Raw genomic sequence first — 23,016 nt, 5'->3', positions numbered from 1 at the left:
TGTTCCGACCTGCGGCAATAGGCCCAGAGTCGGGCTCGTTCCGGGATAAGGGACGGGCGTTTCAAGTTCCTACCGCCGGCTCTCCTGCATCGAGCCGGCAGGGGGGGACGCAGCAATGACCGCACCCTGGTGGCAGAGCGGCGTGATCTACCAGATCTATCCGCGCTCGTTCCAGGACAGCAACGGCGATGGGATCGGTGACCTCCCGGGTATCACGCGGCGGCTGGGCTATCTCGCCGAGCTCGGCGTCGATGCGATCTGGGTTGCGCCGATCTATCCCTCGCCGATGGCCGATTTCGGCTACGATGTTTCCGACTATTGCGACGTCGATCTGCGCTTCGGCACCCGCACCGATTTCGAGGACTTGCTTGCGCAGGCCCATGCGCGTGGGCTCAAGGTCCTGCTCGATTTCGTGCCGAACCATACTTCCGACCAGCATCCCTGGTTTGTCGAAAGCCGCTCCTCGCGCCGCAATCCGAAACGGGACTGGTATCTCTGGCGCGATCCGGCCCCCGGAGGCGGACCGCCCAATAATTGGATCAGCGATTTCGGCGGATCGGCCTGGGAATGGGACGAGGCCAGCGGCCAGTACTACTACCATGCGTTCCTGAAGCAGCAGCCGGACCTGAACTGGCGCAACCCGGGCGTGCAGGCGGCAATGCACGGCATCATGCGCTTCTGGCTCGATCGCGGCGTCGATGGCTTCCGAATCGACGTGCTCTGGCACCTGATCAAGGCGGCCGATTTCCCGGACAATCCGCCGAACCCGGCCTACACATCGGCGCTCGGCGAGATGGATCGCCTGCTCCAGCTGCATTCGACCGACCAGCCCGAGGTCCATGACATCGCAGCCGGCCTGCGTGCCTGTGCGGATGAGTATCGGCGCGTGGGACAGGGCGAACGCCTGCTGATCGGGGAAATCTATCTGCCGGTCGAGCGGTTGATGCGCTATTACGGCGAGGGTCGGCCCGGTGTGCATCTGCCCGGTAATTTCCAGTTGATCGCGGCGCCCAGGCAGGCACGGGCGCTGGCCGCGCTCATCGCCGCCTACGAGGCGGCTCTGCCGCCCGGCGCGTGGCCGAACTGGGTGCTCGGCAATCATGACCGCCCGCGCGTCGCGACCAGGCTTGGGGAAAACCAGGCGCGGGTGGCTGCGATGTTGCTACTGACCCTGCGCGGCACGCCTACCCTCTATTACGGCGACGAACTCGGCCTGAGCGATGTGCCGATCCCGGCCGATCGGGTCCAGGATCCGCGCGAGCTGCGCCAGTACGGCAAGGGCCTGGGGCGCGATCCGGTCCGCACGCCGATGCCTTGGGACGACAGCGCGCATGCCGGCTTCAGCACCGCGCCCCCCTGGCTGCCGCTCAACGCCGACTGGCCAGCCCGGAACGTGGAGCGCCAATCGGCCGAGCCTGGCTCGATGCTGGCGCTGCATCGCCGATTGCTCGCAGCTCGGCGCACCCACCCTGCACTGACCATCGGTGATTTCGCGCTGCTCGATGCCGAGGGCAACATACTCGCCTACGAGCGTCGGCATGGTGCAGAGCGGCTGATCGTGGCGCTCAATCTCGGGGCGCAGCCGCAGCGCCTGGAGTTGCCGGACTGGGCGCATGATTGCCGCTCCCTTCTGTCCACGCTTGCTGATCTGACGCCCGTGCGGGACGGCGCTTTGCTCCTGCGGCCGAACGAGGGCGTGATCCTGACGCTCGTCGACTGATCAGAGGTAGGAACGAACGGATGCGTATCGCTATGCTGGCGCCGATCTCCTGGCGCACGCCGCCGCGCCATTATGGCCCCTGGGAGCTGGTGACGAGCCTGCTGACCGAGGCGTTGGTGGCACGCGGCGTCGACGTCACCCTCTTCGCCACACAGGATAGCCGCACGGCCGGGACCTTGGCCGGCATCTGCCCGGCGCCATATTCCGAAGACCCGACGATCGACGCCAAGGTTTGGGAGCTGCTGCACGTTGCGCATGTTTTCGAGCGCGCCGGCGAGTTCGACCTGATCCACAACCAGGCCGATTTCGTGCCGCTCGCCTTCTCGCGCCTGGTCGAGACACCCCTGGTGACGACGATCCACGGCTTCTCCTCGGAGCGCATCCTGCCGACCTTCAAGGCCTATGAGGACCGGGTCCACTATGTCGCGATCAGCGCCGCCGACCGGCATCGCGATCTACGCTATGCTGCGACGATCCATCACGGCATCCAGATCGAGGAATTCCCGTTCGATCCGGTCGGGAGCGACGACCTGCTCTTCTTCGGCCGCATCCACCCCGACAAGGGCGCGGCCGAAGCGATCGCCGCCGCGCGCGCAGCCGGGCGGCGGCTGGTCATGGCCGGCATCGTCCAGGACCGCGGTTACCACGAAGCGCAGGTCGCCCCCGCGCTCGAAAGCGAGAGCGTGGTCTATCTCGGGCCAGTTGGCGGCGCCGCTCGCACGCATGCGCTCGGCTCGGCCAAGGCGCTGCTGCACCTGATCAACTTTGAGGAACCGTTCGGCTTGTCGGTCATCGAGGCGTTGGCCTGCGGCACGCCCGTCATCGCCTTCCGCCGCGGCTCGATGCCTGAACTGATCGAACACGGCGTGACCGGCTTCCTGGTCGATAGCATTGAGGAAGCAGTGGCTGCGATTGGCCGTCTCTCCGAGATCGAGCGCGCCGCCTGCCGGGCAGCTGTCGCAGCGCGCTTCACCGTAGACCACATGGCCGATCGCTATCTCGAACTGTATCGCGCCATCCTGGGATGAACCACATGCGCTCCCGGCTGACGGAAGCGCACGGGTCCTGAGGGATCGCCGCGAAGAAACAACGTGCGCTTTCCCCAGCCCTGGCCTAGGCTGCAACCCTGCTTCGACATGACTTGCCTGGATCCCTCCCCAGGTAGCCGCAGCAGCTAGCCGGCCGCGCTGCACCGAGCACTTGCTCGCTTCTCCTGAATGACATCCGCGCCTGCAATCTCGCATGCGTATTTCGATGGGCGACTGCCTGCGAGACGCCCAGCTCCGGCCGGTACGACCCGAGAGATCGCGACCCGCAATCTCCGAACGAGGACGAGAACGGCATGTCAAAAGGCGAACGACGTGGGAACCGCGAGGCCAAGAAGCCAAAGCAGGACAAGCCGAAGCTTGCAGCTCCCGCCCCCAATAGTCTTGCCGCTGCAGTCGTGAAGGCCGCAGTCTCGAAGAGGAATTAGCGCTCTGAGCTCTTGGGCGGCAGTCCCTTGGGACCGAGTTCATGCGAGCGTCAGCCAACCACAGGACAGTCATGATCCGTTTCAGGACGATCGAGCCGAAGCCGGCTGCAAACACCAATAAGCCGACAATCGCCCCGACAGCCGCACCTTCCCCATCCACGCCAGCTGTTGGTGCCGCAAAGGCCACGCCGCAGCGGCCAGAAGACCGCGAGAAACCTGTCGGCCGGCCGCTAAGGGCGAATCCCGAGTCAGACTAGAAGTCGGAAGCCGTCAGGCGATGGTAGCTCTTGCGCTTGCGGGAATAGGCTGCCCCGGCGGCCTCCCGGATGGTAGCGAGATGCCCATCGTACGCCCGCAGCATCGACGCTTCGCCCGGGCCAGCCGAAGAGTCGATGCTGCGCAACGCTGCGAGCTCGACCTCAAATGCGATCTCCAGGGCAGAATCAGAGCCCCAGAAGCATATGCAGTCCCGCGTGGTGTCATATCGTCGGATTGGATTGGGGAATTGGAGGCTCATCGGATCATCCTCGAGGATTGGCCAGTTCAGGCGTATCGTGGGTCCGCTGGGGCAGTTGTCGCGCGACGCTGAGAAGGCGCGCCGCGCGGCAAGACGCAGGTTGGGGTGCCCGCAACGGGCGACCGAAAGATCTCAGCTTTTTGTAGTGCCGAGGGCTACCGCACAGGCCTTGGCCACATCAGAATCGGGCGAGGAGCTGCCGGGCATCGTCGCCCACCCTCCTTTTGCGATGAAATCACCCTGTTGCCAGGAGCTGATTTTCTTGAACTCGGCGAGCTGCTCGGTCGCATTGGCCTGCTGCTGGAACTTCGCCACGCAGATCGGCGAGAGAGCTGCCACAAGGGCCGTGCTCGAACGCGTCCTGGCCTCTCGCTCCGCCGTGCTCTGTGTCACCCAGCCGCCCCAGGTAAAACCGATGATCGCAAGGGCAATAGCGCCGCCGACGGCGCCCCAGGCGGCCGGCTTCAGTTCTGCTGCAATTTTCATGATGTCGGGCTTTCCGAACCGGAAGAAAATCTTCCGTGCAATATCCTACCACGTTTTAGGTTCGGCTGATTAACTTTTAATATGAAATCTTTAATCCCCCGTTGACATCCGAATTAAGAACGAACGAGCCGTATTCGACTTTTTGCTTTGTCGCCAGATACTCCGGAAAACTCACTCGCGTTCCTAGGGCGTATCACCGCTCATCCTGATCTTGCTCGTGTGCGAAGATCGCGATGCGAGATCGATCAAGGCGGCATTCCGCACGGGTATCGCAGGTTATCTGCTGAATGGCGCTTCGAGCGACCGTCTGCTGCAAGCGTTAGCGGCCGTTCGAGGCAGCGGGCTGTACTTGGATGGGGCCCTGGAAGCTTCACTGTCCCTCGGAACCTTATTGGATCGAAGCGGCGCTGGTGATGATCTAAGAGAACGCGAAATGCAGATTCTCCAGCCCGTCGTCTCGTGCAATTCGAACAAAAGCATCGCGCGTCAGACCGGGCTGAGTGCCAGATCGGTTGAAACCTATCGCTTCCGCGCGTGCAGGAAACTGGCCTGTCTTCACGAGGAGACATCATGCGTTATGGCTCCGATCGTGGATGGACTTTTTTTGATTGAAGTCCTGATGTCCTTGGGGGCTAAATGCCGTCCTTTCCGACAGCTTATTCTATTGTGCGCCGGACCGCGCGACGACCTCGATGGCGAGATCTTCCGCACCTTTGTCGGGGTGAAGATTGCCGTCGAGCTGGCGGCGCCACTCAACACGCTGCGCCTGCACGGTTTGCTCGGATACAAGCGCTCCCGCGTCGGAAGTCTTCATCGCCGCCATCACCGGGGCGGCTGCGCAAGCCAGACCAGCCACACCGCCTGACGAGAAGTCCTACGGAACTTTCAGCCGGAACGTCCGTTATTTTGCGCTCTCGGCATTGGTGATGAGGCCTTGAAGCGGTCGGAAGGAGATTTCCTTAAATTCCTGTGGGCCATAGGTCATGTCGGCTGATGCAATTGAGAGAATGCAGGGGGCTTTACTGAGGTCTTCTGCTTATGCCTTCTCGCGAAAGCGATCGATCGAGCGCCGCGCGAGATCATCCTCGTCGAGAGCCAGAGGAACCAGAGAAGCCACGATATAGGCGAGGTCGTTCCGTTCCTGTTCGTCCGAGCCCGCCGCAAGCGACGACCGGAGGTCCGCCCAGGCCTTTTCAAGGGCAGCCTGCGCGCGAGCTAGATCGACGGGATCGGTCAGCGATGAAAAGGGCATGGCTATCCCTCGGCATGTCTGGAGATCGGCCTTGGGAGAGGGCGCCGCGAGGCCGCGGCGCCCTCGTTTTCTCAATAGTCCATGCCGCCGGCCGGCATGGCGGGCGCCGGATCCTTCTTCGGCGCCTCGGCGATCATCGCCTCGGTGGTGATCAGCAGGCCTGCGACCGACGCCGCATCCTGGATCGCCGTGCGCACGACCTTGGTCGGGTCGATGATGCCGGCCTTGACCAGGTCGCCGTATTCGCCGGTCTGGGCGTTGTAGCCCCAGGCATAGTCCCGCGACTCCAGCAGCTTGCCGACCACGACCGCGCCATCGCCGCCGGCATTCTCGACAATCTGGCGGGCGGGAGCCGTGATCGCCTTGCGGACGATCTCGACGCCGGTGCGCTGATCGTCATTGCCGGGCACGAGCCCGTCTAGCGCCTTGACCGCCCGCAGCAAGGCCACTCCGCCGCCCGGCAGGATGCCTTCCTCGACAGCCGCGCGGGTGGCGTTCAGAGCATCGTCGACGCGATCCTTCTTCTCCTTGACCTCGACCTCGGTCGCGCCGCCGACCCGGATGACTGCGACGCCGCCGGCGAGCTTGGCCAGGCGCTCCTGGAGCTTCTCGCGGTCGTAGTCTGAGGAGGTCTCCTCGATCTGCGCCTTGATCTGGGCGATGCGGGCGTCGATCTCGGCCTTCGTGCCAGCGCCATCGACGATGGTCGTGTTTTCCTTCTCGATCCGCACCTTCTTGGCCCGGCCGAGCATGTCGAGCGTCACGGTCTCCAGCTTGATGCCGAGATCCTCGCTGATCGCGGTGCCGCCGGTCAGGATCGCGATGTCCTCCAGCATGGCCTTGCGACGATCACCGAAGCCCGGAGCCTTGACGGCCGCGATCTTCAGGCCGCCGCGGAGCTTGTTGACGACGAGCGTGGCGAGAGCCTCGCCCTCGACATCCTCCGCCACGATCAGCAGCGGCTTGCCGGTCTGCACGACGGCTTCCAGCAGCGGCAGCATCGCCTGGAGGCCTGAGAGCTTCTTCTCATGGATCAGGATGTAGGGGTCTTCAAGCTCCGCGACCATTTTCTCGGTGTTGGTCACGAAATAGGGCGAGAGATAGCCGCGATCGAACTGCATGCCTTCGACAACGTCGAGCTCGGTCTCGGCGGTCTTGGCTTCCTCGACGGTGATGACGCCCTCGTTGCCGACCTTCTTCATCGCCTCGGCGATCATCGCGCCGATCGTGCGGTCGCCATTGGCGGAGATGGTGCCGACCTGCGTGACCTCCTCCGAACCGGTGATGGTCTTGGAATGCTCGCCGAGCGACTTCGTCACCGCCTCGACAGCGAGATCGATGCCGCGCTTGAGATCCATTGGATTGATGCCGGCAGCTACCGCCTTGGCGCCTTCGCGGACGATCGCCTGGGCGAGCACGGTAGCAGTCGTCGTGCCGTCACCGGCCGCGTCGTTCTGCTTCGACGCCACCTCGCGGACCATCTGGGCGCCCATGTTCTCGAACTTGTCGGAAAGCTCGATCTCCTTGGCGACGGTGACGCCGTCCTTGGTGATGCGCGGAGCGCCGAACGACTTCTCGATCACGACATTGCGGCCCTTGGGCCCCAGCGTGACCTTCACGGCATTCGCCAGCGTGTCGACGCCGCGCAGCATCCGCTCGCGCGCGTCTTGCGAAAACTTAACGTCCTTCGCAGCCATGATTCCTCACTCCTTCAGACTTGAGGTTTCAGGTTGATGAGATGGGATGAAGGCCCCGTCAGGCCGCCTTCTTCAGAGTTGCCGTCGCCTCGACGACGCCCATGATGTCGGACTCCTTCATGATCAGGAGTTCCTCGCCATCGATCTTGACCTCGGTGCCGCTCCATTTGCCGAAGAGCACGCGGTCGCCGACCTTCACGTCGGGCGGCACGAGCTTGCCGGTCTCGTCGCGGGCGCCGGGTCCGATGGCGACGACCTCGCCCTCCTGCGGCTTTTCCTTGGCGGTGTCGGGGATGATGATCCCGCCCTTGGTCTTCTCCTCGGCGTCGATGCGCTTCACGACGACGCGGTCATGCAGTGGCCGAAACTTCATGAGTTCCTCCAATTTCCATGTCGGTCACATGTCAAATCGGGCCGGCCCTGTGCGGGTCTCGCGACGAGGTTCCGCGCGCCCCGAGCCGCCGTGCCCGCGCGATGATCTAGGTTGCCCGATTTTTGCCTTCAAGAGGCTGGCAGCACTTTTTTCGGACGAGTGCTAACAGCCTGAAAAGGCAGCGCAAACGCAACCTTCGGGCTTGCCAGGGCGTTGGAAATCCGCTGCCATCGGCGCAGTGAAACAAGGGAGCTGAAAGGAATGGCTTCGACGGACTTCGCCCGCCAGATCGCCGGCTACGGATTGACCACCGCCGGGATCCTCTACCGCTTGCCCGACCACCCTTCGATCCTGCAGGAATATATCTGGCAGGACTACGATCTCGCCCCGCGCTTTCCCGAGCTCAACAAGTTCCTCGCCTTCTGGCGGGCCAAGCTTGATGGCAAGCTGTTCCGCATTAGCGTCGCTCACAAGGACCTGATCGGCCCGGCCGATCTCAGCGCGGTCAGCGGCGAGTTCCGGCTCCAATGACGTCGATGTTTCGGCGGGCTTTACCCCGCGGGAAAGCCTCCCAAAATCATGTTAGCCGCCGACCGCGACAGCGCGCTCGCTGCGGCGATCAGCCAAACCGGATCCATGTTGCTTCCAGGAGGATATGGCTATGGCAACGTTGGCAATCGCTCCCCGCCGAGGGAGGACTGCATGATGACATCAGACGACTTCGAGAGGCCGGTCGTGATCCTGACCGGGCTTGGGCATCCTGCGGCGATCGCATCCGCCATGGAGGCCTATATGTTCCTGGCCGACTGGCCGGCTAGCAGGCGCGATGCGGTCCACGGCTTCGCGCTGAAGGCCTGCCTGGCGGCGATCCGCGGAGAGATCGAAGCGGATACGGCGCGCGGCCTGTTCGCGTCATGGGCGGAAAAGCATGATCTTCTCGCGCCCTACGTCGCTGCATTCGCTGGAGGTCGCAGGGAAGGCTCGCGCGGCCACGCTTGACAAACGAACCCGGCGTCGCGTCAGCGGGGCCGGGCACCAGCTGAGGCGAAGGCGCCGTTCATAGGACCGGAATGTTCCGTAGCGCGAGATTATCGTGGCTCCGAATTCCTCGCATCCGCTTGAAGGTCAGCGCATGCGAGGAAAGAACCATGCGGGCGCTCGCGCGGAATATTCCTGACGAGACAGTCCGAGTTGCCAAGACCCTGGGATGGGCTTGCGATGCCCGAGCGCTATTGACTGGGGGCGCAATCTTCTGGCTCGCCTCGCCACCCGGGAAAAGCCGAACTGCTCTCCGGTATCTCGCCGTTTTCAGAACGACCACGGCTCTCCATCACGCGATCAAACGATTTATCGATCAGCGACGACCAGATCGCCTCATCCAAACCAGAAAAAAGCATGCTCTGGTCGGCCGAGCGAGCGATGCCTTTCCATCCGGGCACGCGATGCATGCCGGTGCCTTGGCGTCGATTCTAACCGGTTCTGAGACCCGTTCGCCGCCATGGCTGTGGAGCGCCTTCGGAGCTTTGGCAATGACGCGTGTCGCTGCCCTGGCTCATTGGCCTTCAGGAGTCGCGGCGGGATTTGCGGCCGGGGTCGGGGTCGGAAGATTGTGGCGTCGCATTCGTCCTCTGCGATGAGCGGCCACCCCGAACCCATCCTTGTATTGAGCGGCCCATAAAAAATAAAAATGGCAGTGATTTTCTCATTCGAGGTTGCCACAAAAGAATTTTCTTGCGTTTTTGAAAGTCATCATTTAGGTATAAGCGCATCGAGATTGCTTGGTTGGTTTTTGTTTTACCGCGCTCTGGGCGCGGCATCGATGATCTCCCCTTTCAAAATCGTTCTGAACTTGCCTGACATGCCGTCGGGCGAGCGACAGAGTTTGCCAGAAGGAGGGTTTTCATGACCACCGGCACTGTGAAATGGTTCAACTCAACCAAGGGTTTCGGCTTCATCCAGCCCGACGATGGCGGTCAGGACGTGTTCGTCCATGTCTCCGCCGTCGAGCGGGCTGGCATGCGGGAGCTCCGCGAGGGTCAGAAGATCGGGTTTGAGGTCGCTCGCGACAACAAGTCCGGGAAGATGGCGGCGGAGCAGCTCCAGGCTGCGTAATCAGGCGATGCGTCAACGGCGACCACGGATGTACTGGCGCCTTGACCATAGCCATCGGAAAGGCCGGGCTCATGCTCGGCCTTTTTTGCTTTTGAGGTCGCCCGCGATCAGCGACCCGGACCGGGCTGACGCGATGGGGCCGGCCGGATGTACATGGCATCCGCTCCCGGCAGTTCTTGAACAAATCGAGGAGAAAGACATGCTTCAACAATCCAAGCAACGTATGACTGCCGACAATCAATTTCTCAAGCTCCAGACCAAATCGCTGGCGAGAGGTCGAATGAACTCGGAGATGGATAGCATCATCCAGCAGCGTGCCGAGAACACCGCCCGTCTGCGCGGCCTTCGGCTCGCCAAGGAGGCGCAAGACCAGGCCCTGGCTCTCGCATCGCCGCTACCCAAGACGAAGCGCCCTAGGGTGTCTAAAATCTCGGCATAGCCTCCCGGAACCCGGCTTGGCGGCCCGTGTTGCGGTCTCACCCGTTCAGGTGAGAAGGCATCCATGGACATTCGCGTCGGCTATCGGATCGAGATCGGCACAATCCAGGCTGTTCCCGGCATCCTGCTCCTCGATCCCCATCGGAGCCGACAGGCGGATTTCGTGAGTGAGCCAAACCCGCGCGCCGTGTCGATCGCTGACGGAGGCGAGGTGCCCGTCGAAGAGTATACGGACGGCTTCGGCAATCTCTGCCGCAGGCTCGTCATTCCCGCGGGCGGCGCGATCTTCACCAACGACATGGTGGTGCGGGATTCCGGCCTGCCCGATCAGTTCGACCAGACTGCAGCGGAGACATGGCCTCCCGATCTGCCGCCCGACGTGATCGAATACATACTGCCGAGCCGATATTGCGAGGTCGACGAGCTGTCGGCCACGGCCTGGGTTCTGTTCGGGAGTTTCGCACCGGGCTGGAACAGGGTTCAGCAGATCTGCAATTACGTGAACGCACAGATCCGCTTCGACTATCAGTGCGCGCGCAGCACGCGGACGGCTGCCCAGGCCATGAGCGAGCGCGTCGGCGTCTGCCGCGACTTCACGCATCTGGCCATCGCATTGTGCCGGGCGATGAACATTCCGGCGCGCTACTGCAACGGCTTCCTCGGCGACATCGGCGTTCCCCCCGATCCGGCGCCCATGGATTACAACGCCTGGTTCGAGGCTTATCTCGGCGGGACGTGGTGGACCTTCGACGCGCGACACAACATGCCGCGCATCGGTCGCATTCTCGTAGCGCGCGGGCGCGACGCAGCCGACATCCCGATGGTCCATACCTTCGGCCCGCACATACTGAACCGCTTCGAGGTGATAACCGAAGAGGTCGCGCTAAAGGTCACCTAGGGCTACGGATCGTCGTTTCGAGGGCACATTGCCATGTCACCACTCATATATCGTGGCTGACCAACTAGAGGCGACTGTAAACCGCCGCGCATCCGTTTGCGTTATCTCTCACGTCTTGCTGTGTATGCGGTTCAAGGCATCGGTAATCGGATTATGGTCGCTTTTTCGGCGCCCGAACGAACTGGTCTTCCCGGGCAGCACGATCTGCCCTTCGCCTATGACGCGTTCGCGGTCATCGCTTCCCTTCACGCGATACTGGGGTTCGCCGTTCATGCGCGTGGGCAGAAGCCGGGTTATGGCATAGGTGCCGTTGGCGCCCTGGTCGTGAAAGCCGAATGCGAGGCTGACTCGGTCCCCGGCCTTAAAATGATGCGACATATCTCGCTCCTTGGTTTGATGCCCTCTGGAGCCGAGAGCGAGCTGAATATCCTTCCGACGCGCCGATGCGGGACCTCAGCCCATCAATGGATGGTCGGAAAGTAGAGAGGCGTGCCCGCAATCAAGTTGCGTAAGCCAGGCCTGGCAATCTGAGCGGTGAACTCGGCCAAGGCGGCTTCATCGGTCGCAAATTCAGTGAGCCATATGGTCCAGCCGCCATCGGCATGGACAAGCTCAAGGGTCCACCCGTCCGATCAGGCCATCTGATAAATCTCGACCTGGACCGTTACGCCGCCTTGATGAAAACTTTGGCTCAGCGAGGACCGCCTCGTTTCATTCTTGTCGAGCTGCATCACAGGTTCGGTACCCCTCGATGCTGATGCTGCAAACGCTCGCTGGGACTAAGGTTGATCAAACCGCCCTGTCGAGCACGCGCAAAGGCCGTGCGGTGGCGGCCATATTGGTCAGTCCAGCGGGTCACGGCGCGTTCGAGCTGTATCCCGATCGCAATGGAAAAGGACCTTGCAGTAAATCTCGCCGGGTTCGGTACGCGCTGTTTCGATAATCAACTTGTCCACGGGGAGGTCGGCACCGTCGCGCCGGATCGCCCTGCCGTCGCCGGGTTGCATGATGTTCTCGATTATGACTGCCGGCCGAAATGCTCGGGCGGGAGGAAAGCGCGCAAAGGCAGCATTGCTTACAGGAAGCGCCTTATTCGGGCGGATAGCAAGAAATACCTGATTGATCGCGCTCTGCGCGCATAGCGGTGTGTTCGTCGTCAAGCCGTACGGAGCGCGAATGCCGTATGCCTGTCGTGCCGTTGTGCGGAACTCACCGGGGAGATCACAACAGGGCAGCGCTATTCCGAGAGCGGCTGGGCGCCTTTACTTCAATCTCAGATCTGTTCGGGAGCCGCCGCTCCATGCGTTGACGCGACGTTGCGCCATGTGTGGAGGGCTCTCCTTTGGCAAGGGGTTTCGAACGCTTTTGCAGGTCTGGTCGGTGCGGCCATGTGTTCGCCCTGTTGGTGCGGCGCGCATGGCCGCTGGCCATAATGCCTTCCGCGAGGACGGGTCCCGACCAAAAGCACGCGCTTGAAGGCGCTGTGGCGCAAATGGGTTTTCCCGCTCTTCGGTTCGACCGGCTGGCTGCGTTACGTTCGCGTTGCCCTTCCCAAGCTCTTCGGCGTGGCTCGCCTGATTTCTAGATCGCCAGCGGGACCGGCTCGCGATAGGCCTCACCGGTGGTCATGATCGCCCAGACCATTCCGGGCGGTCTTGTTGGCCAAGGCGACGGTCGCGATCTTCGTCGTTCGCCGCGCCAGCAGTTGCACCAGCCATGGCCGGCGTGTTCCGTTCCGTTGCGCATAGCGCACGACTGCCAGAGCGCCGACGACAAGCAGTTGGCGCAGGTATCGGTCGCCCTATTTGGTGATGCCGCCGAGGCGCTCCTTCCCGCCGCTGGAGTTCTGCCGCGGCACGAGACCTATCCAGGCAGCGAGGTTCCGGCCTGAGCGGAACGCCTTGGGTTCGGGGATGCTGGCCACGAGAGCGCTCGCCAGAAGCGGGCCGACGCCCGGCACATCCATCAGCCTGCGCCCGGTCTCGGTCGCGCGGGCGTTGGTTCTGATCCGACGATCTGCCTCCAGGATCTGATCGTTGATGAGGGCGAGCTGGGCAACCAACATTCCCAGACATGTCCGCGCCTCGGCCGGAACCCGCTCATCGCCTTCCGAGATCAGGCTAATGAGAGTGCCCAGCCCCTGTCTCCCGATCGGCGCCGCCAGCCCGAACTCCGCCATGTGGCCTCGGATCGCGTTCGAGAGCTGGATGCGCTGGCGCATGAGCATCAGCCGGACCCGGTGAAGGACCATAACGCTCTGCTGCTCGACGCTCTTCACCTCCACGAACCGCATGGTCGGACGGGTGACAGCTTCACAAATCGCCTCGGCGTCGGCTGCGTCGTTCTTCTGCCGCTTCACATAGGGCTTCACATAGCTCGGCGGCATCAGCCGGACCTGGTGGCCAAGCTTCGTCAACTCGCGGGCCCAGTGATGCGCCGTGGCGCAGGCCTCGATCCCGATCAGGCAGGCTGGCAGCCTCGCGAACAACGGAAGCAGCTGGGCTCGCCGAACCTGCCGACGGAGCACGACTATTCCGCTCTCATCGACACCGTGAACCGGGAACACCGACTTCGCGATATCCAATCCAATCGTGGCTGCCTGGTCCATGCTCTCCTCCATTTCTGCGAGAGCCTATGCTCCCGCGGGGCTGGAGAGCCGTCCACGCATCAGGAGCGGAGTTCAGCGCCCTCCTGTGAACGGGCATACGCATTCCGGGATGGGCGTCTTCAGTCCCATTCCGCTCGCGTCGGCGGTGCTCGACCACCATCCTCGAGATAATTTGAAGCATCAAGTGAGAGAGATTCGATCATTCAATCGATCGTTTGTTCTTGAAACTCAGTGATAGTCGTCAGGATTGGAAAAATATCAAAATAAGATCCTCCTTGCCTTGCGGTATCAAATCGACCATCTTACATAAGAAAAATCTCGAAACGCATCGGGATTTTACTTCACGACATTTGCGCGAAGCGCCCCGATCTGGGCCAAACGGAGCCCGGCCATGTCAAATATTTCCAGCATCTGGTTCATTTATCGCGCTTGGGCCGCAGATCGCCATCTGGTTTGGTTCGCGCATGGCGGCCTCATCGCCGCATTTGCGCTGGCCTTCACGCTCGTCCTGAAATGATGTCTCCCATTAATCCGTATCTGGAAAAGGCTCGGCTTGCAGCAGCCGGCTACGCTCCGGCACCGGAGGCGTCTGCGCTGGTCTATAGATTGATCGGCATGGCGCTCTGCAGCGGCGGCATGTGGGGAGCAGGTCTGTTTTATGATTTGCCTTTGATGCCCCACTTGTCGTTGGTGGCTGCGGGTTCGCTGATCGCGTTTCCGATCGGGATTTTGCTGAGAAATACGCGGAAGAGACGCCATGTCGATGCCTATCAGGTCCAGCTGGCGCGTCTCGGCGGAGGGTGCAGATCATGAGCCTCGACTTTCCCAACGCAATCCGGCGTTACGAACCTGTTCGCGGTTGCGTGAGCTTCTGGGGTTCCGAGGCATCACTGGAAGTCATGTTCCAGATTGAGCTTGATGTTCTGCAGAGTTTGAGCCCCGCTATTATCGACGGAAGCGAGAGTTCGTTCCTCGTCGCATTCGACCTCAATAGATCAGCGATATTGGGGGCCGCTCGCGCCGCCTATTCAAGAAAGCGCGGGAGCTATCATCGGCTGTCGGCCGGCAACTTCAGCTAGCAATGGTCGGAGGTTACCGGCTGCACATAAAGGAGCACCCCCGGCGACAGGTGGCGCTTCGACCTGCTCACATGGCGACTTTGCGTTTGACCGGCCGTCGTCTATCGCAGGAGGACGCAACATCATGAGTGAACGGCGTGAACTATATAGCAGTCCCTCGGGCGACTGCTGGTTTCTGGGGCGGGAGCCGACGAGCGGTGCAGCCTTCGTGATCCATCAACCGAACGGCCCAGGAGGCGGCCAGCTGTCACATATGGAGTTGGGAGCCTTCCTCGTCTCCGGAAAGTCGGACCGTCCCGAGCAAAGGGCCTTGCTCCGTCTCATCGGCACGCTCGTGGACGTTCCTCCTTACGCGGATCGGGCGTGACGTCGTGATCCCGGCCGCCGACCAAGCTCTAGTGCCCGCTCATTGAAGCGTGGGCGATATGTCGGTTTGCCGTGGCAGATTCATTCTGCAAATTGGAGGGTTGCGCTGCCGCCTTCATCGAGGACAGCGTCCGCAGCTTTTCCTTCATACCTGAAACGTGACTTGCAATATGGGTCGCAAGAGCGCTCGGTTAAGCTGCAGTTGTCTCCATACCGCTTCTGGAAATGACCGTCGCGGCGCATTTCACGCCGCCAAGCGGAGACACAAGCCATGCTCAATGGAACCGGCTCGGTCGCTTTGCGCAGTGGTCGAAGGCTGCCCGCCAAATATCAGTTCGGCACGCATCAGGAGCATCATTGGGTCGGATATCTGATCTGCGATACGGAATCTGTCGATCCGAGCGAGTTTTCGTACAAAATTCTCCTTCAATGTGAAGGTGGCATAGCTGTTGAACTCGCCGTCACCAACTGGACGGCCCGTTATATGGCCGTCGTGGGGTGCCCGTTGCCTGAGTTCAATCAGGTCGCTTGAAAGTAACCCGCTGATCGAACGCTTTCGAACTGCTTCTGGATTGGTCGAAGCGCACTCCAGCTATCGAGGCATGGTTAGGATTGTGACGCTGTCGCGCAACGAGCGGAAGCGACTTCACGGTAGATTCCTCGGCGGAAATGTAGCGCCGCTTGCGCGCTCATCAGCCTTCCTGCGTAGCCGCTGTTCCGTCAGCCGGGCCGTCTTCGCGTCGCGTCCTGTGAGACTCTCGGTATCAGCTGAACATATCGTGCAGGACATTGAAGGCGGATGAAGCCGAGATTTGCTGAAAAGCACGGTGCTGGGCCTGCCGCGGGGGCAGATTCTCAAACGTAACCAAATACTAAGAACAAACTGCGTAATTCTTTACAATCCGACGCAACAAGAGCTGACGTCGGCAGTTGGCTCAGAGTCACTGTCGAAAGCGTATGATGTCGAAGCTGGTCGTCCTGATCGTCGAAGACGAGCCTCTGCTCCGGATGGACGCTGCGGACTTCATCGAGGATGCCGGCTTCGAGGTCGTTGAGGCGACCCATGCCGACGAAGCGATCGACATCCTCAAAGCCCGCGACGACATCGCGATCGTGTTCACCGACATCGAAATGCCTGGCTCGATGGACGGCATGAAGCTGGCGCACGCTGTGCGATCGGGCTGGCCGCCCATCCTCCTCGTTGTAGCGAGTGGGCGCGTCATGCCTCGCGAAGGCGACCTGCCGGAGAATGTTCGTTATCTCAGGAAGCCTTATCGGCCAGCCGAAGTCATTGCAGCCTTCCGGCCGGCGATCTGATCAGTCGGCAATGAGTGCATCGATGGGGCCGCGAAGCGAAAAGACCACCCCTGCAGGCTGGTAGTCCACGGCGGTTGCCCCGCTGAAATATCCCGCCAGCGCCCGCTCGATCATGCGCGATCCGAAGCCGCGACGCGTTGGCGGCACGACCAGCGGGCCGCCGCTCTCGCGCCACTCGAATGCGAACTGACCGTCTTCAACCGACCAGGTTATGTCGATCCGACCGCTATCCTGGCTGAGAGCGCCGTATTTTGCGGCATTGGTCGCTAGCTCATGCAACGCAAGCGCCATTGCCAGGGCAGTCTTCGACGAGAGCTCGACCGCCGGACCATTGATCCGGAAACGCGACAGGTCGCTTTGCCCCTTCAATGACTCCTGGACGAGGTAAGCTAGGTTTGCCCTGGCCCAGACTGTCTGGGTCAGGATGTCCTGCGCCGAGGCCATCGTACTCAACCTTGCCGTGAAGGCTTCCTTGATCGCGTCGATCTCGGGGCCGCCACGGACCGTCTGATTGGCGATCGCCTGAATCATGGCGACGGTGTTCTTCATCCGATGCTTGAGTTCAAGCGCGAGCAGACGCTGGCGCTGTTCGGCCTCCTTGATCGCCGTGATGTCTCGCGACACGGACAGGATCGCCTCGGGCTTGCCGTCCGGGCCCAGGATCGGGCCGACCTGGACGTCCCAGAACCGTGGATTGCCGGCGGCCGTATCGGCCGCGCCCTGGAAGCGGTAGCTGCGGCCGGCACGCGCTTCCTCGATCGCGAACCTGGCTTCGGCGTTGCCCTGGTCAGCCCAGAAATCCGGCCAGGGACAGCCCTTGATGGCGTTGAAGTCGCTGACTTCCATGATGCGCTGGCCGCCTTCGCTCATGAAGGAGAGCTTGCCGTCGAGGTCGATGACCTTGATGCAATCGTCCGACGCGGCCAGCAGGCTGCGCATGAAGCGGGAATCGCGAAGTTCCGGCGTGGGCAAAATGTCCCCGATTTCGTTCCCGTCCAGGGAATGTTCCTGGTTATGTCATGTGCTGCCACACGGCCAGACGCCTGTCTCTGTCTTTTGATGCCCCGCCCGGTCAGGCGCCGCGAGCAGCCCTTGATATCCCTGCTGGAACATCCATATACCATCCATATGGATGGTATATGGATCTGCCATGAAAACGCCTGACACCGAGAAGCTGACGCTCAACCTCGGCTTCGTGGATCTCGGCCGCATCGACCTGCTGGTTCGCGACGGCTTCTATTCCAACCGCTCGGACTTCATCCGCACCGCGATCCGCAGCCAGCTTGCGACCCATTCGGATGTCGCCGCGAAGGCGACGACGCGCCTGGCGCTTGAACTGGGATTGCGGACCTTCACGCGGCGGGATCTCGAAGCCGTGGTTGCAGCCGGAGAGCAGCTCGATATCCGGGTCCTCGGCCTGGCTGTGATCGATGGCGACGTCTCGCCGGAACTGGCGCGTCAGGCCATTGCCTCCCTCACCATCCTCGGGGCGCTGCACGTGTCGCCCGAGATCAAGGCCGCCCTGGCCGATCGATTAACGTGACCCAAAGGACCTTCGCCATGAATCCGCGTTTTCACGCCGCCATCGGCGAAGCCACGAACCGCCTGCGAACATCCGACGTGACGGGCGCAACGGCTGCGATACAGCGCGCTCTCGCCGGACGCGGGTCGATGCCCTCAGCTGCCTCGGATGGCGGCACACGAAGCGGTGACAATCCCGAAGCACCGCCGGCACGCGGTCTCCGGGCGATCCTGCAAAAGCTTCGGCAGGAGCAGGCGAGCTTCGTCCACGCGCCGAGCCATGGCGACACCGTCACGGACGATGCGCGGGACGGTGAAAAAGTCCGGGCACACAGGTTCCAATCGGCCGCAGGCTCCGTGGCCTACAAGCTCTACGTGCCGTCCGATCATGCCGGCCGTGAGCTCGCGCTGGTGATGATGCTCCATGGCTGCACACAAAACCCGAATGATTTTGCGCGCGGCACCCGGATGAACGCATTGGCCGACGAGTTCGGGCTGATCGTCGCTTATCCTTCGCAGCCGAAATCGGCTAACGCGCAGGGTTGCTGGAACTGGTTCGACCCTCGCCATCAGCAGCGTGGCGCAGGTGAACCGGCCGTTCTGGCCGGGCTCGCCCAGGAACTGGCTTCGGAATTCAAGATCGATCGCAAGCGGGTCTTCGTCGCCGGCCTGTCGGCGGGCGGAGCGATGGCCGATGTCCTCGCCTCGACCCATCCCGACGTCTTTTCCGCAGCCGGCATTCATTCCGGCCTGCCTCACGGCGCAGCTCGGGACGTCATGTCCGCATTTGCTGCGATGAAGGGAAATGCGAAAGTGACGGCACAAGGCCGTTCGCCCATCAGGAAGATCATTTTCCACGGAACTGCCGATGCCACGGTTCACCCATCGAACGGCAGGGCCGTTTTCGATCTCGCGGGATCCGCGCAAGGGAAACCAGCAGAGTTTCAGACCGATGCGGTGATCAACGGCAAACGCGTGACCCGGTCGCTGATCGGGCATGGCGATGCTCCTGCACGCGTCGAGCACTGGTTGATCCACGGCGGCGGTCATGCTTGGTCAGGAGGTGACCGCGGCGGAAGCTATACGGATGAGACGGGCCCCGATGCCTCGCGTGAGATGGTCCGCTTTTTCCTCGAGACCTGAGGAGGTCTTGCGCAACGCGGAGTTGGTTTCGTCGAGGCGATCAGGAAATGTTTCGGGGAGTTATCCTGTCGCGACACACGAACATGAACGCAGTGAGGCCCTCTCTCCGGCGAGGAGAGAGGGCTCCAGGAAGCGAACGGATCACGCGGGCTTGGCATGCGCGACAGCAGCCGAGTTTGCCGGGCCGCCGAGCTGCGTGAGCAGCTTGTCGGTCTTGGTCTCCTCGGCAAGCGTGGCATCGAGCAGCGCCGCCGCGTCGTTGTGGCCGAGCTGCTTCGCCCATGACTTCAGCGTGCCATAGCGCGTCATCTCGTAATGCTCGACCGCTTGGGCCGAGGCGACGAGACCGGCATCGAGAGCGGGGCTGTCGGCGTAATCTTCTATGACGGCCTTGCCTTCCTCCAGAATGCCGAGGATGGCATCGCAGGTCTTGCCGCGAGGCGCCTTGCCGATCACCTCGAAGACCTCGCCTAAGCGCTCGACATGCCCTCCGTTTCTTCGCGATGCGTCTCGAAGGCCTTCTTGAGCTCGGGCGACTTGGCCGCCTTCGCCATCTTGGGCAGTGCCTTCAAGATCTGCTTCTCGGCATAGTAGACGTCCTTGAGCATGTCATGGAACATGTCGTCGAGGGCCTTTGGTGTATTCGCAGCCATTGGAATTCTCCGGTTGTCGGGGTTGCAGGCGTGGGTCAGGCGTCGACCTTGTCGCGGGCGCGGCCACCGAGCGTCGCGACGTAGCTGGCTGCCAGCGCGCCGATGAGCATCGCGATGAAGGTCGCCAGGGCGAAGGAGGCGGAGGCCTTGCGGGCCATGTCAGCCGTCTCGCGACCGGTCTGCTCGGCTTTGGCGGCGGCCTCCTTGGTATTCGCGATCGCGTCGGTGACGCGCTTTTCGGCGTCGGGTTGGCTGATGCCGGTCTGTGCGGCGATGACGTTGGCCACATAGGACTTGTCGGCCGGGGACATGTCACCGTTGCGGATACTCATGGCGATGATACGGCCAACTTCGGCACGAGCCGGAGCCGTGTCTGCCGAGGAGGGAGTGATCCGCCCCCGCCGAGAGGTCCAGGTTGAATGTTAGTGGCTGGTTGGCCTCTGCGCCAGCGCGGGCGGCGTAGCCGGTCTGGATAGCGCAGCCGCCCGCGCGGTCATGGCGGGCACGAAGACTTCCGGGGCGGGCGGCTTGTAGCCGAGCGAGCTGTGCGGGCGCACGGTGTTGAAGTGGCGTCGCCAGCTTTCGATGACGATCCGGGCTTCGGCCAAGGTGTAGAAGATCTCGCCGTCGAGAAGTTCGTCGCGGAGCCTGGCATTGAACGACTCGATGAAGCCGTTTTCCCAAGGGCTGCCGGGCGCGATGTAGGCCGTCTTCGCGCCAACCGCACCGATCCAGGCCTGCACGGCCTTGGCGACGAACTCCGGCCCATTATCTGAGCGAATGTGCGTTGGCACGCCGCGCAGGATGAACAGATCCGAGAGCACGTCGATGACGTCGATCGACTTCAGCCGCCGATCGATGCGGATTGCTAGGCATGTCAAACGGCCCGCAAAGTTGCCCCCCGATCGGCGTCCAATGTTGACCCCTTGAGTATGCTTCGCGGCGAGGGGCGGCGCGGCGGAGCTGGTCTGGATTGCGCAGCCGCGCCGGCTCCGGATCGATATGCGCAGGCTGAGGCTCAGAGCCTGTTCTTGAAGCGCCAGCTCTCGTTGCCGGTCTCGACGATGTCGCAGTGATGGGTGAGCCGGTCGAGGAGCGCGGTGGTCATTTTGGCGTCGCCGAAGACGGACGGCCATTCGCCGAAGGCGAGGTTCGTGGTGACGATGACGGAGCTCTGCTCGTAGAGCCTGCTGACCAGGTGGAAGAGCAGTTGTCCGCCGGACTGGGCGAAGGGCAGATAGCCGAGTTCGTCGAGGACGATGAAGTCCATGCGTGCGAGATAATCGGCCATGCGGCCCTGGCGGCCGGCGCGGGCTTCGGCCTCGAGCTTGTTGACGAGATCGACGACGTTGAAGAAGCGGCCTCGAGCACCGGCACGGATGCATGCCCGGGCGATCGCGATGGCGAGATGGGTCTTGCCGGTCCCAGTCCCGCCGACGAGGACAACGTTGCGCTGGTGCGCCAGGAAGTTGCCGCCGGCGAGATCATGAACGAGGGTCTCGTTGATCGGGGTTCCGTTGAAGGCGAAGTCGGCGACATCCTTGGCGAGCGGCAGCTTGGCGATGGTGATCTGATACTTGATCGAACGGGTCTGCTTCTCGGCGATCTCGGCGGCGAGCAGATCGCCGACGACGCGCTGCGGCTCGTGCTGGCGCTTCACCGCCGAGGCGATGATCTCGTCGAAGGCGGCCTTCATGCCATAGAGCTTGAGCTCGCCCATGGTGGCAAGAATCTCCGAGCGTTCCATCACACGGCTCTCCTGAGGCTGTCGTAGCGGGCACAATCGGCGGCGGGCTCATGGCGCAGGCGCAAGGCATCAGGCGTCATGATCGTGATCGCTGCCGCCGGCTCGCGGCGCCGGGCCAGGATGTTGATGATCACGTCGGCGGAGTGGACGCCTTGCCGCAGAGCGTCCGCGCAGGCGGCTTCGACGGCGGACAATCCGTCGCTCAGCACCGCCGTGAGGATCTCGACCATCTGCCTGTCGCCGTCTTGAACGGCCGCGAGCTTGCGCCGGACCCGGTCGATCGCACCGGGCAAGACCCAGTCCTTGAAGGGCGCTCCGTTCCGCAGGGCGCCCGGCTTGCGAGCCAGTACCGGGACATAGTGCCAGGGATCGTAGATGGTCTGGTCGCGGCCATAGCAGCGGGGATGCTCGCCGACGATACGCCCGTCCTGGCGCAGCTCGATCCGATCGGCATAGGCGCGGATCTCGACGGGGCGCCCGACCGCACTCGCGATGACCGAGTACTTGTTGTTGTCGAAGCGCACGAGACAGGTCTTCGACACCGAGGCTGGCAGTGAGTGGAAACCATCGAACCGCCCGGCGTAAGGCACCAGGCTCGACCGCTCGGCTTCGAACATCTCCCAGATCGTGCGGTCACGTTGCTCCGGATGGCGGTGGGCCTTGGCGTAGCGAAGCACCTGATCCAGCAGCCATGCGTTCAACTCGTCGTAGTTCTTGACCCGCAGGCGCGGGGCGAAGAAGCGCTCGCGCACGAGCCCGACCTGGTTCTCGACCTGCCCCTTCTCCCAGCCCGAGGCCGGCGTACAGGCGACGGGATCGATCAGGTAATGGCTGCACATCTGCTGGAAGCGGCGGTTATAGGCCCGCTCCTTGCCGACGAAGATCGTCTCCACCGCCGTCTTCATGTTGTCGTAGATGCCGCGCGTGCAGGCGCCCTTGAAGAAGGCGAAGGCGCGGTCATGGGCGTCGAAGACCATCTCCTGGCTCTCGCGTGGATAGGCCCGCACGAACAGCATGCGCGAGTGACAAAGCCGGACATGCGCCACCTTCACCTGGGTCGTGGCGCCATTGATGACGACGATCTCGTGGCTCCAGTCGAACTGATAGGCTTCGCCGGGCGCGAAGCTCAAAGGCACATAGGCGTCGGCCGTGACGGCGGATTGCTCGCGACGCCAGCCTCGCGCATAGCGGCGCACGGCATCGTATCCGCCCTCGTAGCCGAGATCCCGCAGTTCTTCGAAGAGCCGGATCAGCGTCAGGCGCTCGCGCGCCGGCCTGCCGTCGTTCGCCATCAGCAGCCGATCCAGCTCAGGGCGCCAGGGCCCGATCTTCGGCTGCGGCTGAACCTTCCTCTCATACTCGAACGACGTCGCGCCCGAGCGCAGCACCTTCCGAACCGTGTTCCGAGAGACATGCAGCTCGCGGGCGATCTCCTTGATCGTCTTCCCGCGGATCGAAAACTCGCGCCGGATCCGCGCAATCGTATCCACGCCCTTCATCCCCCGCCCGCCCATCCGAAACCAGGACGGGCAGTCTCACCGAAACCGGCTCAAGGGGGTCAAAGTTGGATGCCGATCCCCCGCCTCACGGGGTCAAACTTGCACGCCGAAACACA

The 23,016-nt window shown here is 62.5% G+C and carries 26 protein-coding genes and 3 pseudogenes; 15 read left to right on the top strand and 14 right to left on the bottom strand.

The features are described 5' to 3' along the window. The first annotated feature begins 115 nt into the window (after window positions 1-115). On the top strand, window positions 116-1,720 hold the full coding sequence (locus RKE40_RS18795; RefSeq protein ID WP_316019750.1) for an alpha-amylase family glycosyl hydrolase: 1,605 nt from the start codon (window positions 116-118) through the stop codon (window positions 1,718-1,720). Between the two features lie 20 nt (window positions 1,721-1,740). Continuing rightward, window positions 1,741-2,748 carry a glycosyltransferase family 4 protein gene (locus RKE40_RS18790; protein ID WP_316019749.1) on the top strand — a complete coding sequence of 336 codons (1,008 nt, stop codon included), beginning with the start codon at window positions 1,741-1,743 and terminating at the stop codon, window positions 2,746-2,748. 699 nt (window positions 2,749-3,447) lie between these two features. Here the strand turns inward: RKE40_RS18790 and RKE40_RS18785 are convergent. Next, a complete protein-coding gene (locus RKE40_RS18785; protein WP_316019748.1) occupies window positions 3,448-3,711 on the bottom strand; it encodes a DUF1488 family protein in 264 nt (87 codons plus the stop codon). Between the two features lie 132 nt (window positions 3,712-3,843). Next, window positions 3,844-4,197 carry a hypothetical protein gene (locus RKE40_RS18780; RefSeq protein WP_316019747.1) on the bottom strand — a complete coding sequence of 118 codons (354 nt, stop codon included), beginning with the start codon at window positions 4,195-4,197 and terminating at the stop codon, window positions 3,844-3,846. 217 nt (window positions 4,198-4,414) lie between these two features. Between RKE40_RS18780 and RKE40_RS18775 the strand changes: the two genes are divergently transcribed. Then, window positions 4,415-5,062, top strand: coding sequence for a LuxR C-terminal-related transcriptional regulator (locus RKE40_RS18775; protein WP_316019746.1), 648 nt, complete (start codon window positions 4,415-4,417; stop codon window positions 5,060-5,062). A 171-nt stretch (window positions 5,063-5,233) separates the two neighbouring features. Here the strand turns inward: RKE40_RS18775 and RKE40_RS18770 are convergent, their stop codons facing one another. The 3 genes from RKE40_RS18770 to groES form a co-directional block, all read right to left on the bottom strand. Further along, window positions 5,234-5,449, bottom strand: a complete 216-nt coding sequence (locus RKE40_RS18770) for a hypothetical protein (RefSeq protein ID WP_316019745.1) — start codon at window positions 5,447-5,449, stop codon at window positions 5,234-5,236. A gap of 71 nt (window positions 5,450-5,520) precedes the next feature. Beyond that, window positions 5,521-7,146, bottom strand: a complete 1,626-nt coding sequence (groL, locus tag RKE40_RS18765; RefSeq protein WP_316019744.1) for a chaperonin GroEL — start codon at window positions 7,144-7,146, stop codon at window positions 5,521-5,523. Window positions 7,147-7,204: 58 nt separating this feature from the next. Then, the gene (gene groES / locus RKE40_RS18760) at window positions 7,205-7,519 is read right to left on the bottom strand and encodes a co-chaperone GroES (RefSeq protein WP_316019743.1); all 315 of its coding nucleotides are present in this window, start codon (window positions 7,517-7,519) and stop codon (window positions 7,205-7,207) included. A gap of 261 nt (window positions 7,520-7,780) precedes the next feature. Here groES and RKE40_RS18755 point away from each other — a divergent pair, with 261 nt between their 5' ends. The 3 genes from RKE40_RS18755 (at window position 7,781) to RKE40_RS18740 (ending at window position 9,156) form a co-directional block, all read left to right on the top strand. Then, the gene (locus tag RKE40_RS18755) at window positions 7,781-8,050 is read left to right on the top strand and encodes an usg protein (protein WP_316019742.1); all 270 of its coding nucleotides are present in this window, start codon (window positions 7,781-7,783) and stop codon (window positions 8,048-8,050) included. 48 nt (window positions 8,051-8,098) lie between these two features. Continuing rightward, a complete protein-coding gene (locus tag RKE40_RS18750) occupies window positions 8,099-8,518 on the top strand; it encodes a DUF982 domain-containing protein (protein ID WP_390893433.1) in 420 nt (139 codons plus the stop codon). A gap of 338 nt (window positions 8,519-8,856) precedes the next feature. Next, window positions 8,857-9,156 (top strand): phosphatase PAP2 family protein, encoded by a 300-nt coding sequence (locus RKE40_RS18740; protein WP_390893441.1) that lies wholly within the window; start codon window positions 8,857-8,859, stop codon window positions 9,154-9,156. Here the strand turns inward: RKE40_RS18740 and RKE40_RS18735 are convergent. Continuing rightward, window positions 9,082-9,336 carry a hypothetical protein gene (locus RKE40_RS18735; protein WP_316019797.1) on the bottom strand — a complete coding sequence of 85 codons (255 nt, stop codon included), beginning with the start codon at window positions 9,334-9,336 and terminating at the stop codon, window positions 9,082-9,084. The two genes, RKE40_RS18740 and RKE40_RS18735, sit on opposite strands and share 75 nt — an antisense overlap. An 85-nt stretch (window positions 9,337-9,421) precedes the next feature. On the opposite strand from RKE40_RS18735, the gene RKE40_RS18730 reads away from it, so the two are divergent. The 3 genes from RKE40_RS18730 (at window position 9,422) to RKE40_RS18720 (ending at window position 10,967) form a co-directional block, all read left to right on the top strand. Beyond that, window positions 9,422-9,631, top strand: a complete 210-nt coding sequence (locus RKE40_RS18730; RefSeq protein WP_291659556.1) for a cold-shock protein — start codon at window positions 9,422-9,424, stop codon at window positions 9,629-9,631. A 199-nt stretch (window positions 9,632-9,830) separates the two neighbouring features. Then, window positions 9,831-10,070 carry a hypothetical protein gene (locus tag RKE40_RS18725; RefSeq protein ID WP_316019741.1) on the top strand — a complete coding sequence of 80 codons (240 nt, stop codon included), beginning with the start codon at window positions 9,831-9,833 and terminating at the stop codon, window positions 10,068-10,070. Window positions 10,071-10,133: 63 nt separating this feature from the next. Then, a complete protein-coding gene (locus tag RKE40_RS18720; protein WP_316019740.1) occupies window positions 10,134-10,967 on the top strand; it encodes a transglutaminase-like domain-containing protein in 834 nt (277 codons plus the stop codon). 108 nt (window positions 10,968-11,075) lie between these two features. On the opposite strand, the gene RKE40_RS18715 is transcribed toward RKE40_RS18720, so the two are convergent. Both RKE40_RS18715 and RKE40_RS18710 read right to left on the bottom strand, forming a co-directional pair. Continuing rightward, window positions 11,076-11,345, bottom strand: coding sequence for a hypothetical protein (locus tag RKE40_RS18715; protein ID WP_316019739.1), 270 nt, complete (start codon window positions 11,343-11,345; stop codon window positions 11,076-11,078). A 1,203-nt stretch (window positions 11,346-12,548) separates the two neighbouring features. Beyond that, window positions 12,549-13,575 (bottom strand): annotated as a pseudogene (locus RKE40_RS18710) (IS110 family RNA-guided transposase). A 391-nt stretch (window positions 13,576-13,966) separates the two neighbouring features. Here RKE40_RS18710 and RKE40_RS18705 point away from each other — a divergent pair. The 4 genes from RKE40_RS18705 (at window position 13,967) to RKE40_RS18690 (ending at window position 16,337) form a co-directional block, all read left to right on the top strand. After that, the gene (locus tag RKE40_RS18705; RefSeq protein ID WP_316019738.1) at window positions 13,967-14,092 is read left to right on the top strand and encodes a hypothetical protein; all 126 of its coding nucleotides are present in this window, start codon (window positions 13,967-13,969) and stop codon (window positions 14,090-14,092) included. A 292-nt stretch (window positions 14,093-14,384) separates the two neighbouring features. Next, window positions 14,385-14,654 carry a DUF1488 family protein gene (locus RKE40_RS18700; protein ID WP_316019737.1) on the top strand — a complete coding sequence of 90 codons (270 nt, stop codon included), beginning with the start codon at window positions 14,385-14,387 and terminating at the stop codon, window positions 14,652-14,654. A gap of 637 nt (window positions 14,655-15,291) precedes the next feature. Then, window positions 15,292-15,552, top strand: coding sequence for a hypothetical protein (locus tag RKE40_RS18695; RefSeq protein ID WP_316019736.1), 261 nt, complete (start codon window positions 15,292-15,294; stop codon window positions 15,550-15,552). A gap of 425 nt (window positions 15,553-15,977) precedes the next feature. Then, window positions 15,978-16,337, top strand: coding sequence for a response regulator (locus tag RKE40_RS18690; protein ID WP_316019735.1), 360 nt, complete (start codon window positions 15,978-15,980; stop codon window positions 16,335-16,337). Here RKE40_RS18690 and RKE40_RS18685 read toward each other — a convergent pair whose 3' ends face one another. After that, the gene (locus tag RKE40_RS18685) at window positions 16,338-17,276 is read right to left on the bottom strand and encodes a sensor histidine kinase (RefSeq protein WP_316019734.1); all 939 of its coding nucleotides are present in this window, start codon (window positions 17,274-17,276) and stop codon (window positions 16,338-16,340) included. 211 nt (window positions 17,277-17,487) lie between these two features. On the opposite strand from RKE40_RS18685, the gene RKE40_RS18680 reads away from it, so the two are divergent. After that, the gene (locus RKE40_RS18680) at window positions 17,488-17,880 is read left to right on the top strand and encodes a CopG family transcriptional regulator (RefSeq protein WP_316019733.1); all 393 of its coding nucleotides are present in this window, start codon (window positions 17,488-17,490) and stop codon (window positions 17,878-17,880) included. A gap of 17 nt (window positions 17,881-17,897) precedes the next feature. Further along, window positions 17,898-19,001, top strand: coding sequence for an extracellular catalytic domain type 1 short-chain-length polyhydroxyalkanoate depolymerase (locus RKE40_RS18675; protein WP_316019732.1), 1,104 nt, complete (start codon window positions 17,898-17,900; stop codon window positions 18,999-19,001). Window positions 19,002-19,142: 141 nt separating this feature from the next. Here the strand turns inward: RKE40_RS18675 and RKE40_RS18670 are convergent. The 5 genes and pseudogenes from RKE40_RS18670 to istA all read right to left on the bottom strand — a co-directional run bounded on the left by RKE40_RS18670 (window position 19,143) and on the right by istA (window position 22,900). Continuing rightward, window positions 19,143-19,654: pseudogene (locus RKE40_RS18670) on the bottom strand (YciE/YciF ferroxidase family protein). Window positions 19,655-19,689: 35 nt separating this feature from the next. Continuing rightward, window positions 19,690-19,986: a hypothetical protein gene (locus RKE40_RS18665; protein ID WP_316019731.1), complete on the bottom strand. Its 297-nt coding sequence runs from the start codon at window positions 19,984-19,986 to the stop codon at window positions 19,690-19,692. 90 nt (window positions 19,987-20,076) lie between these two features. Beyond that, window positions 20,077-20,529, bottom strand: a pseudogene (locus RKE40_RS18660) (integrase core domain-containing protein); the annotation flags it as partial. A gap of 143 nt (window positions 20,530-20,672) precedes the next feature. Beyond that, window positions 20,673-21,401 carry an IS21-like element helper ATPase IstB gene (gene istB / locus RKE40_RS18655; RefSeq protein ID WP_316019730.1) on the bottom strand — a complete coding sequence of 243 codons (729 nt, stop codon included), beginning with the start codon at window positions 21,399-21,401 and terminating at the stop codon, window positions 20,673-20,675. After that, complete coding sequence (istA, locus tag RKE40_RS18650) at window positions 21,401-22,900, bottom strand: IS21 family transposase (protein WP_316019729.1); 1,500 nt, start codon at window positions 22,898-22,900, stop codon at window positions 21,401-21,403. Before istA ends, istB begins: the two co-directional genes overlap by 1 nt. Window positions 22,901-23,016 lie beyond the last annotated feature (116 nt).

The sequence above is a fragment of the Allobosea rubneri genome (assembly GCF_032464875.1).
Classification (GTDB): domain Bacteria; phylum Pseudomonadota; class Alphaproteobacteria; order Rhizobiales; family Beijerinckiaceae; genus Allobosea; species Allobosea rubneri.
Note: the sequence above shows the minus strand (reverse complement) of the source record. Positions and strands in the feature narration are given on the sequence as shown.

Bases quoted from the DNA above. Each gene is read 5' to 3' on its own strand.
- RKE40_RS18795 (WP_316019750.1), top strand. From the start codon at position 116: ATGACCGCACCCTGGTGGCAGAGCGGCGTGATCTACCAGATCTATCCG.
- RKE40_RS18790 (WP_316019749.1), top strand. From the start codon at position 1,741: ATGCGTATCGCTATGCTGGCGCCGATCTCCTGGCGCACGCCGCCGCGC.
- RKE40_RS18785 (WP_316019748.1), bottom strand. From the start codon at position 3,711: ATGAGCCTCCAATTCCCCAATCCAATCCGACGATATGACACCACGCGG.
- RKE40_RS18780 (WP_316019747.1), bottom strand. From the start codon at position 4,197: ATGAAAATTGCAGCAGAACTGAAGCCGGCCGCCTGGGGCGCCGTCGGC.
- RKE40_RS18770 (WP_316019745.1), bottom strand. From the start codon at position 5,449: ATGCCCTTTTCATCGCTGACCGATCCCGTCGATCTAGCTCGCGCGCAG.
- groL (WP_316019744.1), bottom strand. From the start codon at position 7,146: ATGGCTGCGAAGGACGTTAAGTTTTCGCAAGACGCGCGCGAGCGGATG.
- groES (WP_316019743.1), bottom strand. From the start codon at position 7,519: ATGAAGTTTCGGCCACTGCATGACCGCGTCGTCGTGAAGCGCATCGAC.
- RKE40_RS18755 (WP_316019742.1), top strand. From the start codon at position 7,781: ATGGCTTCGACGGACTTCGCCCGCCAGATCGCCGGCTACGGATTGACC.
- RKE40_RS18750 (WP_390893433.1), top strand. From the start codon at position 8,099: ATGTTAGCCGCCGACCGCGACAGCGCGCTCGCTGCGGCGATCAGCCAA.
- RKE40_RS18735 (WP_316019797.1), bottom strand. From the start codon at position 9,336: ATGCCGCGCCCAGAGCGCGGTAAAACAAAAACCAACCAAGCAATCTCG.
- RKE40_RS18730 (WP_291659556.1), top strand. From the start codon at position 9,422: ATGACCACCGGCACTGTGAAATGGTTCAACTCAACCAAGGGTTTCGGC.
- RKE40_RS18725 (WP_316019741.1), top strand. From the start codon at position 9,831: ATGCTTCAACAATCCAAGCAACGTATGACTGCCGACAATCAATTTCTC.
- RKE40_RS18720 (WP_316019740.1), top strand. From the start codon at position 10,134: ATGGACATTCGCGTCGGCTATCGGATCGAGATCGGCACAATCCAGGCT.
- RKE40_RS18715 (WP_316019739.1), bottom strand. From the start codon at position 11,345: ATGTCGCATCATTTTAAGGCCGGGGACCGAGTCAGCCTCGCATTCGGC.
- RKE40_RS18705 (WP_316019738.1), top strand. From the start codon at position 13,967: ATGTCAAATATTTCCAGCATCTGGTTCATTTATCGCGCTTGGGCCGCA.
- RKE40_RS18700 (WP_316019737.1), top strand. From the start codon at position 14,385: ATGAGCCTCGACTTTCCCAACGCAATCCGGCGTTACGAACCTGTTCGC.
- RKE40_RS18695 (WP_316019736.1), top strand. From the start codon at position 15,292: ATGCTCAATGGAACCGGCTCGGTCGCTTTGCGCAGTGGTCGAAGGCTG.
- RKE40_RS18690 (WP_316019735.1), top strand. From the start codon at position 15,978: ATGATGTCGAAGCTGGTCGTCCTGATCGTCGAAGACGAGCCTCTGCTC.
- RKE40_RS18685 (WP_316019734.1), bottom strand. From the start codon at position 17,276: ATGCGCAGCCTGCTGGCCGCGTCGGACGATTGCATCAAGGTCATCGAC.
- RKE40_RS18680 (WP_316019733.1), top strand. From the start codon at position 17,488: ATGAAAACGCCTGACACCGAGAAGCTGACGCTCAACCTCGGCTTCGTG.
- RKE40_RS18675 (WP_316019732.1), top strand. From the start codon at position 17,898: ATGAATCCGCGTTTTCACGCCGCCATCGGCGAAGCCACGAACCGCCTG.
- RKE40_RS18665 (WP_316019731.1), bottom strand. From the start codon at position 19,986: ATGAGTATCCGCAACGGTGACATGTCCCCGGCCGACAAGTCCTATGTG.
- istB (WP_316019730.1), bottom strand. From the start codon at position 21,401: ATGGAACGCTCGGAGATTCTTGCCACCATGGGCGAGCTCAAGCTCTAT.
- istA (WP_316019729.1), bottom strand. From the start codon at position 22,900: ATGAAGGGCGTGGATACGATTGCGCGGATCCGGCGCGAGTTTTCGATC.